Below are 13,892 nucleotides of genomic sequence, written 5' to 3' on the forward strand. Positions count from 1 at the left end.
CTTTTTCCACGTTAAACAAAGCTGCAAGTTATCTGCTTTCAGCAGAGGCAAGTATGAAAACCCGACCGAACCTTGAGCTTTTCATTAACCTGTACTTACCGGTCCAGTTCCATTTTCAGTTTTTCCTTCAGCTCCTTTACCAGCGGATATTTTTCGATCATTTTCTGATACTGCTGTACCGCGGTCATCGGCTTGGGCTCTGTATTTTCCTGTACTTCCCTGTTCTCTCTTTTAATAATGTAGAACTGCAGCTGGGAGTTCGACAGCTTTTTTTGCAGGAACTCCGAGGTCTGCGTTTTACAGGTTTCTATAAACCGGTATTCGATGGCGTTGGCAGTATACACATAAAAGGAGTTAGTGTCCAGTACTTTTAGCTGGGCAAGGTCAAAGCTTTGTGCTGCTGAATTTTTGTTCTCTTTCAGCAATACGATAAATTCCTTCCAGGCCTCTTCCAGGGCCTCCTGTGTAAGGGGGTGATCGACCGGCTCAACGTGCGTGTCCTTAAATTGTTGTCTTAATTTCTCAAGGCTGCTGATCTTTTTAGCCGTCACCGATTCTTTAGCTGGCGGTGGAGGTACAGGCCTTGGAGCCGGTTCCTCAATGATCAGCCGGCTGCCTGTAGTGGCCGGCCGGGCAACGGGTTCCCCCACTTTTGCCGCGGGTGCCAGTTTCAGTAAAACAGGTTGCAGGCTCCTGAAGGGGACTGATACAGCTTTTTCAGCTATTTTTTTTTTATTCAGCCCGGTATCGCCGGCTGTTAATTCGATGGCTTGCTGCAGGTAACAAAGTTTGATCAGCGTTAGCTCCACATGCAGCCGTTTGTTGCGGGCGGCGCGGTAGTTGATCTCCGATTCGTTCAGGATATTCAGCGCGCTGATGAGGAATGACGATGACGTGTTTTGGGCTGTTTCGAGATAGCGCTGTTTAAAACTTTCTACGGTGTCCAGCAGGGCCACTACTTTTTCGTCCTTGCTCACCAGCAGGTTCCGGATAAAGGCGGCAAACCCGTTTAGTACCAGGTCGCCTTCAAATCCTTTCCGGTTGATATCGTCATACAGCAGCATCGCCCCGGAAAGGTCCTGCTGCAACATATTGTCAAGCAATTTGAAATAGTAATCTTCATCCAGGATGTTCAGGTGCTCCAGGGTGTTGGCATAGTTCAGCTCGCCGTTGGTAAAGCTGACGATCTTATCCATGATACTTAGTGCATCCCGCATACAGCCTTCGCTTTTTTGTGCAATGGTCTGTAAAGCCGCCGGCTCCGCTTTTACCCCTTCTTTTTCACAGATGGCTTCCAGGTGTTCCACCGTGTCATTGGTGGTGATCCGCTTAAAGTCAAAGATCTGGCAGCGGCTGAGGATGGTAGGAAGGATCTTATGTTTTTCGGTGGTGGCCAGGATAAAAATGGCATAGGGGGGCGGCTCCTCCAGTGTTTTCAGGAAGGCATTGAAAGCCGAAGAGCTCAGCATATGCACCTCATCGATAATATACACTTTATAGCGGCCTGCTTGCGGGGCAAAACGCACCTGGTCTACCAGGGTGCGGATATCATCCACCGAGTTATTGCTCGCCGCATCCAGCTCATGGATATTCAGCGAAGTGCCCTGGTTAAAAGAAACACAGGAGTTGCAGGTATTACAGGCCTCCCCATCTGCTGTCGATTGCTCACAGTTGATGGTTTTTGCCAGGATCCTGGCACAGGTGGTCTTTCCCACGCCACGGGGGCCACAAAACAAAAAAGCATGTGCCAGCTGATTCTGTTTGATGGCATTTTTTAACGTGGTGGTGATATGCGCCTGGCCTACAACGGTGTCGAAAGTCTGTGGCCTGTATTTCCGTGCTGAAACAATAAATTTATCCATTAAAAACTCCTGATATTGTCTGACAAATGTAACATAATTGGGGGTGGTTTTGTTGCGGCGTCGGCAAATGTGGAAAACTGGGAATGCTACAGGAGAAGATGGCCCGGGCATTCAAAAAATAAAGCTTTTTGTTGGGGCTGTAGCTTATTTGTATACCTGCTGGTAAGAAAGCGGGCTCATGCCGGTAATCTGTTTAAAACATTTGTGAAAAGAAGCCGTATTCTGAAACCCGCTTTCATAACACAGGCGTTTGATGGGGTGATCGGTTGTCACCAGTTGCCGGCATACATAGCCCACCCGCAGTTCGGCAATAAATTGCGAATAGGTTTTCCGGGCGCGTTGCCTGAAATAGCGGCTGAATGCGTGGGGGCTTACATGGGCCACCCGGGCAATTTCCGGGAGCGGGATCTTCCTCCTGAAGTGTTTCACCGTATATTCATAAACTTCATGGATCCTTTTTCCCTCAAAATTTCCTGCACTGAGGCAGCTGTTTTCTGAAGAAAGACTGGTAACGGGGCCCCAGTCCGCGATCTTGGAAAGCAATGTTGCCAGGGAGATGATCCGGTAGGGCCCTTCCGCATGGACCAGGTAATGAAAGGAAGGAACCATGGGCTGAATGTTTCCGTGGATCAGGAGCCCCCTGCGGGCTTTTTGGAGCAGCAACCGGATGCCCTCGTTTTCGGGGAGATCCAGGAAGGCTTTTCCCCAGAAGGTCTCGTGGAAATGAATGGCAATAACATCGATAGGGGCGTTTTTTTCAAAATAGCACTCGTCAAATTTCCAGTAATGGGGTAGACGGGATCCTATCAGACACAGGGTCCCTGCCGAAAAATAACGGGTATGGTCGCCGATCAACAGGGTTCCCGTTCCCCGGGCAATATAGATCAACTCAGCTTCCTTATGACAATGCCAGCGGCTATTAACGGGAGCCTGGTCTCTTCTGACCGCAAAAGAAGCGCCCGGCGTTGCCATCATTTTTAATACATGTGGTTTCATACAAATGTCGGTTGACCCCGAGAAGGTAAATGAAATATACGCCGGAATCAGGTTTGGGTATTTGCTGATGCCAAAATAGCTTACTAGTTGGATAATGTTGATACTTCTTTTGCCCCCAAAACATACGTACTTGCAGTCTGTGCAAACGATTGAACAAACCTCTTAAATTAAACTGTATGACGTATTGCTTTATGAAAAAAAAGCGCAGGCTTATGCAACTGCTGGTCCTGATCCCGCTCTTGTTTTCTCTTCCGGTTTTTTTGCAGGCGCAAAAGAACGTTCCGGTAAAGGGAACAGTGGTGGATGAAAAGGGCAACCCTGTTTCACAGGTATCGGTTTCGCTGAAAGGCTCGGATCGCGGAACAATGACAGATTCTTCCGGGCGGTTTTCTATCCAGGTCCCTGATGGAAAGGGATCCCTCATTTTTACCGCTGTTGGTTTCACCGGTTTTGAACAGGTGTTAAACCAGGAGGGACCTGTAAATGTGGTCTTAAAACAGGAGTTGAGCGACCTGGATGAGATCGTGGTGGTCGGTTACGGAACCCAGCGTAAGCGGGATGTGACCGGTGCAATTTCCTCGATCAGCTCGAAACAAATTGAAGAGCGGCAGCCCGTCAATTTGTTTGATGCACTGCAGGGACAGGCTGCGGGGGTGCTGGTGGTGAACGATGGCGGCGGCGCTCCGGGGGCTGAAGGTTCCATCCAGATCCGGGGAGCTTCCACGCTTAACGGGGGCAATGGCCCGCTATACCTGGTTGACGGTGTGATCAACCCGGATGGAGCCCGTATCAATCCAATGGATATTGAGCGGATCGAAGTACTGAAGGATGCTGCTTCAGCTGCTATTTATGGTGCAAGGGCGGCCAATGGTGTGATCATCATTACCACCAAAAAAGGAAAAGAAGGCCGGCCGAGGATCGACCTGAATTATTCCCGCATTTTTGGAAGGCTGGCGCACAAGCTGCCGCAAAATAATTCCGCCGAAGTACGCGAGTTCAGAAGGATCCAGGAACGGAACCCCGGCAATACGGATTCATTGAACCCCGGCTTTAACTCGGATAATGACCTGCAGCAGATCCTGCTGGGTAATCTTGGAGACCGGCAGCAGGTAAACCTGGGGATCAGCGGCGGACAAAAAGGATTGAGTTATTATACCGGTGTGAACTATCTTAACGACAAGTCGATCATTTTAAACAGTTATTTAAAACGGGTACAGGTAAGAACCAATGTTGAATACCAGGCTTCACCCAAATTCAAGTATGTGAGCAATATTTCTATGTTGTGGCAAACCGGTAATGAAGTGCCGATTGCGCGAACGGTTGCGGTGGCATTTGACCGGCCTGCCTATTCGCTGATCTATTATCCGGATGGCTCGCTCACCAGCTATGTCGGGTCCAAACGCAACCCGGTGGCCAACGCTATATACGAAACCAATAAAACCGATGTGTTCTCCATCCAGTTTGCCAATTCGCTGCAATACCGGATCACGAAAGACCTGCTGTTTACCACCACGTTTAACGCCATGCTGGATAACCGCCAGAATTTGCAGTTCTCGCCCAGGTATGTTTCGGCCAATAAGGATCAGAACAATGGCGCTAATGACATGCAAAAAGTATTTTCCTGGGAATACCAGTCGTTCTTTAACTATAACAAAACGTTTAACGGCAATCATAACCTGCAGGCCACATTGGGTGTGAGTGCAGATAAGCGGCGGTACGACAGGGAGCATTCCGAATATGCCAATGTAGTGAGTGAGGAAATATTTATTACGCAGCCGGCTTACCTGACAGCTTCCAAAACCTATTCGGATGCCGACGTTACCGCGGGGGCCAATTTATTTGCCAGGGCCAACTACAGCTATAAGGGCCGGTACACGCTGGCCGGTATATTCCGTCGTGATGGTTCTTCCCGTTTTGGCAGCGAATCCCGGTATGGTAACTTTTATTCTGCATCTGCAGGATGGCGGTTCTCTGATGAAAAGTTCATGTACTGGGCAAAAGATGTGTTAACGGACGGCCGGTTCCGGATCGGCTTTGGCCAGGTAGGTAACGACCGTATCGGTTCCAACGATTATCTGAACAAGATCACGTTCAACGGGAGCTATGCAGGAGTGGGCGGCGCTTATACTACCGCTACGTTCGGAAATGAACGCGTGCATTGGGAAACCACCCAGCAGCAGAATGCCGGCCTGGATCTGACCTTCTTCCGCGGGCGGCTGACCTTTACGGCGGACTACTATATCAAAACAACAAAAGACCTCCTGTATGAGAAAGCACTTCCGGGCGAAACCGGTTTTGATAACGTGAAGGTGAATATAGGAACATTGGAGAATCGCGGGCTGGAGTTCTCAGCCAAAGGTACCCCTGTTCTTGCAAAGGACAGCAGGGGCCTGACCTGGGAGATCGGTGGAAATATTTCATTTGAAAGGAACATCATTAAAAAACTGGGTGACGGGATGCCGTTTATCGTAGCTGACAAATGGTATATTGAAGAAGGCGGAAGGATCGGTAATTTCTTTGGCTGGAAAAACCTTGGGGTATACGCGTGGAATGAATCCAACGCATATAACGATAACTGGGACCGGCTTACAGTAGTGCTGGGGGCGGATGGAAAACCGTTGTATGAGAATGGGAAGCCCGTATACACGTTTAACGGGCAGCCTTATACCGGGGCCGTGCACCAGATGTATGATCCCGGTGGTAAACTGCGTGGGGGAGATGTGATCTGGGAGAATAAAAACAAAGACAGCCTGATCGATGACCGCGACCGGCAGATCCTGGCCAACGCACAACCCAAGTTTTACCTGGGGATCCTTAATAACCTCAATTACCGGCAATTCTCACTGTCTTTCCTGGTCAACGCATCTTTTGGCGCACATGTGTACAATGCATTGCTGGCCGCGCAAAGTTATCCATCCAATACAGGAGCCGGGAGCCCGGAAATGGTTTACAATGTATGGAGACAGCAGGGTGATATAGCTAAATATCCTTATTACCCCGATTTTAAAAACAGGGGGAATGAGAAAAAGGATGCAAACAGTATCTTCATTGAGGACGCTTCTTTTATCAGGCTCTCCAGTTTGCGCCTTTCATATACGTTCCTGCCCGGCATAACCCGGAAGATCCTCCTGAAAGGAGCAACGGTTTATGTGTATGGTACCAACCTGCTTACCTGGACTAACTACAGGGGGTATGATCCTGAATTCAGTACCTCCAATATACTGCAGCCGGGTTATGATAACGGGAAGTACCCCAAAAGACGGGAGTATGGGTTTGGCATCAATGTTAACTTTTAAAATGACAAAATGAAAAAGCTGAGTTATATCATTATCGTTTGCGCTATTACTATATGCGGAGGCTGCAAAAAGTTCCTTGATCTTTCGCCACAGGCACAGGTGGCCCAGAATAAATTTTACAAAACATTATACGATGTTAATGCGGCTGTTGCGGGTATGTATTCCGGGTTCCAGCAGCAAATGGTTGGCAGCGACGGGAATTACAAGGAAAAAGCACTGTTCTGGGGCGATTACCGCTCTGATAATTTTGACCGCTTCCTGAGCTATACCACGGTTACTACCACCGAGGTAACAATGAATGCATTGACAACGGATAATGCTTTTTCCGACTGGTCTGGCTTATACACCGTGATCGGAAGAGCGAATGCCAATATCAAATACATCCCGGGTGCCGCCGTAACGGATAGCCGGGTTACCGAAGCCGTGATGAATAAGGCGCTGGCCGAAAGCTATGCCATGCGTGCCATCTGTTACTTTTACATTGTAAGGGTGTGGGGCGATGCGCCTGTTTGGACCACCCCTATGGAGAGCCTGTCGGATTCGCTTGAAAAACCACGCACGGCGGCTGCGAAGGTGATCGATGAACGCATCATACCGGACCTCACCGATGCTTATGCTCTGGTTACAAAAAACCAGACGGCTTCGGTATGGACGATCGGTGAAGGCGCTATCTGCGCCATCCTGGCAGATGTATATATGTGGAAGCATGACTATGCCAATGCGATTATATGGATGAAGAACCTGTTTAAGGCAAAAGGTCCTACGGGGGCATTGTACGCCGGTGCAAGCGGGGCCAATCTTCAGCCGCAGGCAACCTGGAAAAATCTGTTCACGGTGCCCAATACGAGCATCGAGTCGATCTGGAGCATTCACTGGGATTTCCTGAAAAATGATTGTGCCTGCATGACCACATCCTGGACGGCCAATAACAAACCCATTTCCATGGATATTGACCTGTATAACAACTGGGTGATGCCACAAACAGTTGCGGCCCCGGTTCCTGTGGATATTCGCTCCAAACAAACGATTGATCCTTATTCTGCAGGTAACGACCCAACCAAATCAAACCGCGACCGGTTTATCAAGTGGTATGCTTCCCCTGTTAATCCAACCAAGGCTTCCACGGCAGCAGAGCTGGCAACCTATTATTTTAAGGAAGCGCCGGTATACCTGTCGATGTACCGGTTAGCCGATATTTACCTGTTATATGCAGAGGCATTAAATGCAACGGGTGAGCTGTCAGAAGCGCTGAAATACCTCAATTTTGTACGGGTGCGGGCAGGATTGCCGGCATATATAGCAGACACGCCGCCGGTTGCCGACCAGCCTTCAATGGCCGATGCCATCCTGAAGGAACGCCAGATGGAACTGGTAGGGGAAGGTAAAAGATGGTTTGATCTTGTTCGTACCGGTAATGTGATAAAGATCATGGACCCCATATTGAGAAGAAGGCAGATCTCCGCCGGAACTCCTGCAGGGGAAGCCATTGGGTTTAGCGATCCGCGGAGGATTTTGTGGCCGATAAACCGGAGTGTGCTGAATGCGAACAAGAAACTGGTGCAAAATCCCGGCTACGGCGGATAAAAAAACAGACAGGGCCCGGCAATGTGTATCCTGCCGGGGCATTGAAAATATTAAAATATCAACAGATGAAAATATTCAGAGGCATTATGAACAGCATCCTGGTGCTTGCCGTAGTTGCAACTTTTTTGCCGGGATGTAAAAAACTGCTGGGGCTAAGCCGGCAGGAGAACTATGATTATAAAAAGGAAACGCTGGACCCCAATATTCACATGACAGCCAGGGAGTTTTTGCTGAAGAGGGCCGATGGTACACCCGAGGCGCCCAATGATACCGTATTCAGGTGGATGAAGAAGGGACTGGATTATTGCGGGTTGGATCTTTCCGAGTATGAAAAGGCGGGAAGAACATTTATATTCCTGCACAATGATGCCGTGCGGGGCTTTAACGCTTCGGGCGTAATGGACAAAGGATTGTTCTTTACCTTTCCCATTGTGAACCTGGATCAGAACGGCAACCCCATCATGAACCCTCTCACCGGTCTGCCACAAACACATCCTGCTACCAAATGGGAAGATTACTCAAAGGAAACGGTAAAGAATTTTTTCCTGTATCTTATTGGGGAGGGCATACACAATTATTATGATCTGAATGCAGAGAACCGATCCGTACAATCGCTGCTGCCTCCTAATAGCACAGCTACAAAGGAATCCCTGCTGGGCTACTGGGATCCCTCCCTGCCCGGGTTCAACGGGGCAGGCGGAAAAGGATTTGACCCCCAGGGGAAATTTACGTTGCGTATACAGAATAATGCCGATATTGCCCCTATTGTATTTAATGACCGCACCAGCAGCCGGTCCATCGGGTTTGTAGCTACCAATGGTGTTGTGCATGTGTATGGTGCAGCGCTGTACCCTTCGAAATAAATTTTTGACATGATGTTTTTTGGATCACCCGGGAAAGATATTTTCACACGTATTTCAAAACAAAAACGGTTGCTGTACAAGCCGGCGCTTCTTTCGGCCGGTATTTTAGCAGCACTGCTGCTGAGTATGGGCGCTGCTGCGCAACAGGCCACCCGCCTGACCCATAACTGGCAATTCCTGAAACAGGATCTGGGCGGCATATGGGAAGCCGTACGGCCGGTGAAGGCAGGTAACCCGGAAAGCGTTCCGTTGTGGACCAATGTTACATTGCCGCATTGCGTGAACGCACGCGATGCCGTAGACCCCGATGAAAATTATTATCAGGGACCGGCCTGGTACCGTACGCAGCTGGCTGTTAAAAATCCCTATGCAAACGGGCGAACCCTCCTGCATTTTGAAGGGGCCGGGCAAAAAACAGAAGTATACGTATATACCACGAAAGTGGCCTCGCATGTGGGAGGGTATGATGAATGGACGGCCGACATTACAGATGCTGTAAACGCATTCCTGAAACAGGACAGCCTGGTAAAACAATTCAAAGGCAGGGTACCGGTGTCCATTCGCTGCGATAACTCACGCGACCTGGAAATGATCCCTTCGGATCTTTCGGATTTTAACCTTTATGGTGGTCTGTACCGGTATCTTAACCTGGTATATGTACCCGCTGTTTCCCTGGACAAGGTGTTTGCAGATGCCGTAACGGGTAAAGATGGCAAATCAGGTACGGTGAATGTACGCACCCGGTTGTATAATCCCGCGGCGGTTACCGGTGAGGCGGAGATGACCCTGCAGCTGCTGGATCCCAACGGAAAAGTGTTGCAGACGACCCGTAAAAAAAGCAGTGTAGCCGGTGAGTACCGCTTTGATGAGCTGAAAGTGAACCGGCCGCAGCTGTGGTCGCCCGGAACACCGGCCCTTTATACCCTGGTGACCACGGTCCGTACAGCAGATGGGATATCTGAAGCGCGGACAAAAATAGGCTTCCGGAATTTTGAGTTTGTAAAACACGGCCCCTTCCTGCTCAATGGCCAACGGCTTTTATTGAGAGGCACACACCGGCACGAAGATCATGCCGGTGTAGCCGCCGCCATGACGGAAGATATGATGCGGGCTGAAATGATCTCCATGAAGGAGATGGGCGTTAACTTTATCCGGCTGGGGCATTACCAGCAATCGCGCATCATTTTAAATTTATGCGACAGCCTGGGCATCCTGGTATGGGAAGAAATACCCTGGTGCCGGGGCGGTTTGGGCGGTGATGTATATAAGGAGCAGGCCCGGCGCATGCTCACCCATATGATCGAACAGCACTATAATCACCCTTCGGTGATCATCTGGGGCCTGGGAAATGAGAACGACTGGCCCGGTGATTTCCCCACATTTGACAAAGAAAAGATCCGGCAGTTCATGAAGGAATTGAATGACCTTTCGCACCGCCTGGATCCTTCCCGCAAAACCGCTATCCGCCGTTGCGACTTTTGCAGTGATATTGTGGATGTGTATTCACCCTCCATCTGGGCTGGCTGGTATCGTGGTATTTATACGGAGTATAAGGAGGTTACCAAAGCGGAGTTTGATAAGGTGGATCATTTTTTACATGTGGAATGGGGCGGCGACAGCCATGCGGGGCGGCATTCTGAAAACCCGGATAGATCCTTACAGAATATCAAGGCCTCCGGTGCCGCTGATGAGCGCGCCGGGGATGCCTCTTTATATGGCGGGGCCGCCCGGGCTTCAAAGGATGGTGACTGGAGCGAGACCTATATCTGCAACCTGGTAGACTGGCATTTAAAAGAACAGGAAACCATGCCCTGGCTCACGGGTACAGCGCAGTGGCCCTTTAAAGATTTTTCTACACCGGTACGTCCGGATAATCCCATTCCGTATATGAATCAGAAAGGAGTGGTAGAACGGGATCTTACCAGGAAAGAAGCCTATTATGTGTTCCAGTCCTACTGGACCAGCAAACCCATGGCGCATATTTACGGGCATACCTGGCCGGTGCGCTGGGGCAATGAAGATGAGGAAAAAATGATCAAAGTGTATTCCAATTGTGACGTTGCGGAATTGTTTGTAAATGGCAAATCCTTTGGAACTAAAAAAAGGAACAGCCAGGATTTTCCTGCTGCCGGCCTGCGTTGGAATGTGCCGCTGAAAAAAGGCGAGTATGTGGTTACCGTAGTGGCGAAAAAGGGAAAAGAAACCGTTACCGATGAGATCCGGTTTGAATACCAGACCGAAAAATGGACAAAACCCGCGCGGTTGGAGTTGAAAAAAATAAAAGAGGAAGATGGTGTCGTTACCCTTCAGGCACAGCTATTGGATGATAAAGGCGTGCCCTGCCTGGATGCAACGGACTGGATCCGTTTTGGATTAACGGGAGATGGCCGCTTACTGGATGACCTGGGAACTTCTTCCGGATCCAGGTATCTGCAATGCTATAACGGCCGGGCGCTCATCCGCGTGCAGAAAGGAAAAGACCGGGTGGTGGCAAGTGCCCGATCCGGTAAATTGCCCATAGCTTTTGTGGACCTGTAAAAGGACCGGGAAGGTATCAGCCGTTAAGGGGGCAGTTCCTTAATGGTTCATGAAGTAGGGTTACGCGCTGATGGCCTCCCTGTAGGAACAACTCATAGGCGGAACAGGTGTTTAACATAAAACAAAGCCCCATAGGGCGGTATAGATAATGAAAAGATTTTTGATCATTTTGACAATGGCGATGCCGGTGTGGACCCTGAACGCACAAACCGGGAATGTGGGTAATGCACTCAGACTCTGGTATGCGCAGCCTGCTGCCATCTGGGAAGAAGCCCTGCCGCTGGGAAATGCGAAGACCGGGGCCATGGTGTTTGGCGGTGTTGTAAAGGAGCGCTACCAGTTAAATGACAACACGCTCTGGTCGGGTGCTCCCAATCCGGGTAATCAGCCGGAGGGCCCCGCGATACTGGAAAAAGTAAGGGCGCTGATCTTTGCCGGTAACTACGACAGTGCAGCCGTGGTCTGGAAGAAAATGCATGGTCCTTATTCGGCCCGTTACCTGCCGCTGGCAGATCTCTGGCTGGATTTTTCATTAAAGGATACGCAGGTAACGGATTATTACCGGGATCTGGACCTGGCCAATGCCACGGCCACCGTGCGTTATAAAGCCGGGGGCGTACAGTATACAAGAGAAACTTTTATCAGTCATCCGGATAAGATCATGATCATCCGCATTACGGCCGATAAAAAGAATGCCATCCGTTTTGTTGCCGGGCTGACGAGTAAGCTGAAATACCGTACGGAAAATAAAGACCGGGACCTGCTGGTGCTGAAAGGAAAGGCGCCGAAATTTGTGGCCAACCGCGAGTATGAGCCGCAACAGGTGGTGTATGACGATTGGAATGGTGAGGGACTGAATTTTGAAGTGCATGCAAAGATCGTTGCTGAAGGCGGATCGGTAAGCCGCAGGGATACAACCCTGGTAGTATCGGGGGCCAATGCGGTAACTATTTATCTTTCTGAGGCCACCAGTTTTAATGGCTTTGATAAATCGCCGGGTAAAGAGGGAAAGGATCCTGCTGTTGAAGCCCGGGCTGTATTGGATAAAGCATTGCAAAAAAAATACGGACAGATCCGGTCTGCGCATATAACCGATTACCAGTCCCTTTTCAACCGCGTAACGATCGACCTGGGTGCAGATGCTACCCGCCTGAAGCTGCCTACAGATGAACGGCTGAAGCGTTTTGCAAAGGCACCGGATGATTTCGCTTTACAAAGCCTGTACTACCAGTTTGGGCGTTATCTCATGATCGCTGCCTCCCGGCCCGGTGCGCGCCCTACCAACCTGCAGGGTATCTGGAACGATCATGTGCAGCCGCCCTGGGGTAGTAACTATACCACCAATATCAATACCGAAATGAACTACTGGCTGGCGGAGAATACCAACCTCTCCGAATGTCACCAGCCCTTATTTGATTTTATGAAAGAGCTGGCAGTGAATGGCGCGGTTACTGCAGCAACGAATTATGGCATCAAAGAAGGCTGGGTAACACATCATAATTCCGATCTCTGGGCTAAAACCTCGCCGCCCGGCGGACAGGGATGGGATGACCCGCGGGGAATGCCGCGCTGGAGCTGCTGGCCCATGGCAGGCGGCTGGTTTTCCACGCATCTGTGGGAGCACTATCTTTTTACGGGGGATAAAGATTTCCTGCAAAAAGAAGCTTATCCGCTGATGAAGGGCGCAGCACAATTTATGCTGCACTGGCTGGTAAAAGACCCGGCTTCGGGCTATTGGGTCACCAATCCATCTACATCACCGGAAAACACTATAAAAATAAAAGGAAAAGAATACCAGTTAACGATGGCCAGTACCATGGATATGTCCATTATACGTGAATTGTTTACGGCCGTTATTAAATCGGCAAAGATCCTGGGAACGGATGCGGCGTTTGCAAAAAAGCTGGAAACGGTAAGGGAACAACTTTACCCCTATCATATTGGTCAGTATGGCCAGCTGCAGGAGTGGTTTAAAGACTGGGATGATCCGAAGGATAAGCACCGGCATCTATCGCATCTGTTCGGGCTATATCCCGGCAGCCAGATCAATATAAATGAAACACCGGAGCTGGCCGCTGCGGCAAAACAATCATTGCTCTTCCGCGGAGATGTAAGCACGGGATGGAGCATGGCCTGGAAGATCAACTGGTGGGCACGGCTGCAGGATGGCGATCATGCCTATAAGATACTGAGCGATGCGTTTACCTATATCGATCCCAAACAGACAAGGGAAACCATGGGTGGGGGCGGTACCTATCCCAACCTGTTTGATGCACATCCACCCTTCCAGATCGATGGTAATTTTGGAGCTACGGCGGGCATCACGGAAATGCTGTTACAAAGTCATGATGGGCATATCGTATTATTGCCCGCATTGCCGTCTGCATGGAGCAAGGGATCGGTAAAAGGCATCCGGGCCCGCGGCAATTTTCAATGGAATATAGAATGGGATAACGGCCGCCTGACCAACGCTACGGTGCTATCGGGTTCCGGCGGTAATTGCCGGGTACATACTTCTATACCGGTAAGGATAGCGGAGGTGAGCGCAGCAGCGGCCACGGGTGTGAACCTGAATCCGTTACTTACAGCTTATGGAAGACCACCCTATGAGAAAAATAAGGAGGCAAAACTGGTGGACCTGTTTGTTAAAAAAGGGTATACCATTGATTTTAAAACAGTAAAAGGAAAACGATATACGATTGTTCCATTATAAAGGTGAATAGGCAATAGCCTCGGAGTATTCATTATTGACG

7 protein-coding genes are annotated in these 13,892 nt (G+C 49.8%); 5 read left to right on the forward strand and 2 right to left on the reverse strand.

Annotated elements, in window-relative coordinates:
- Positions 1-95: 95 nt before the first annotated feature.
- Together dnaX and BLS44_RS00635 are read right to left on the reverse strand one after the other, a co-directional pair.
- Entirely contained in the window at positions 96-1,862 is a 1,767-nt protein-coding gene (gene dnaX / locus BLS44_RS00630) for a DNA polymerase III subunit gamma/tau (RefSeq protein WP_090388108.1), read from the reverse strand.
- A 144-nt stretch (positions 1,863-2,006) separates the two neighbouring features.
- Entirely contained in the window at positions 2,007-2,858 is an 852-nt protein-coding gene (locus tag BLS44_RS00635) for an AraC family transcriptional regulator (RefSeq protein WP_245729047.1), read from the reverse strand.
- 176 nt (positions 2,859-3,034) lie between these two features.
- On the opposite strand from BLS44_RS00635, the gene BLS44_RS00640 reads away from it, so the two are divergent.
- From BLS44_RS00640 to BLS44_RS00660, 5 genes are all read left to right on the forward strand, one after another.
- The gene (locus BLS44_RS00640) at positions 3,035-6,154 is read left to right on the forward strand and encodes a SusC/RagA family TonB-linked outer membrane protein (RefSeq protein WP_090388109.1); all 3,120 of its coding nucleotides are present in this window, start codon (positions 3,035-3,037) and stop codon (positions 6,152-6,154) included.
- Between the two features lie 9 nt (positions 6,155-6,163).
- The gene (locus BLS44_RS00645) at positions 6,164-7,738 is read left to right on the forward strand and encodes a RagB/SusD family nutrient uptake outer membrane protein (protein WP_090388110.1); all 1,575 of its coding nucleotides are present in this window, start codon (positions 6,164-6,166) and stop codon (positions 7,736-7,738) included.
- Positions 7,739-7,803: 65 nt separating this feature from the next.
- Complete coding sequence (locus BLS44_RS00650; protein ID WP_090388111.1) at positions 7,804-8,601, forward strand: hypothetical protein; 798 nt, start codon at positions 7,804-7,806, stop codon at positions 8,599-8,601.
- 9 nt (positions 8,602-8,610) lie between these two features.
- The gene (locus BLS44_RS00655) at positions 8,611-11,139 is read left to right on the forward strand and encodes a glycoside hydrolase family 2 TIM barrel-domain containing protein (RefSeq protein ID WP_245729048.1); all 2,529 of its coding nucleotides are present in this window, start codon (positions 8,611-8,613) and stop codon (positions 11,137-11,139) included.
- Positions 11,140-11,287: 148 nt separating this feature from the next.
- On the forward strand, positions 11,288-13,852 hold the full coding sequence (locus BLS44_RS00660; RefSeq protein WP_090388112.1) for a glycoside hydrolase family 95 protein: 2,565 nt from the start codon (positions 11,288-11,290) through the stop codon (positions 13,850-13,852).
- Positions 13,853-13,892: the final 40 nt, after the last annotated feature.

The organism is Niabella drilacis (assembly GCF_900101395.1).
Classification (GTDB): Bacteria; Bacteroidota; Bacteroidia; order Chitinophagales; family Chitinophagaceae; genus Niabella; species Niabella drilacis.

Bases quoted from the DNA above. Each gene is read 5' to 3' on its own strand.
- BLS44_RS00650 (WP_090388111.1), top strand. From the start codon at position 7,804: ATGAAAATATTCAGAGGCATTATGAACAGCATCCTGGTGCTTGCCGTA.
- BLS44_RS00660 (WP_090388112.1), top strand. From the start codon at position 11,288: ATGAAAAGATTTTTGATCATTTTGACAATGGCGATGCCGGTGTGGACC.
- dnaX (WP_090388108.1), bottom strand. From the start codon at position 1,862: ATGGATAAATTTATTGTTTCAGCACGGAAATACAGGCCACAGACTTTC.
- BLS44_RS00655 (WP_245729048.1), top strand. From the start codon at position 8,611: ATGATGTTTTTTGGATCACCCGGGAAAGATATTTTCACACGTATTTCA.
- BLS44_RS00635 (WP_245729047.1), bottom strand. From the start codon at position 2,858: ATGAAACCACATGTATTAAAAATGATGGCAACGCCGGGCGCTTCTTTT.
- BLS44_RS00640 (WP_090388109.1), top strand. From the start codon at position 3,035: ATGACGTATTGCTTTATGAAAAAAAAGCGCAGGCTTATGCAACTGCTG.
- BLS44_RS00645 (WP_090388110.1), top strand. From the start codon at position 6,164: ATGAAAAAGCTGAGTTATATCATTATCGTTTGCGCTATTACTATATGC.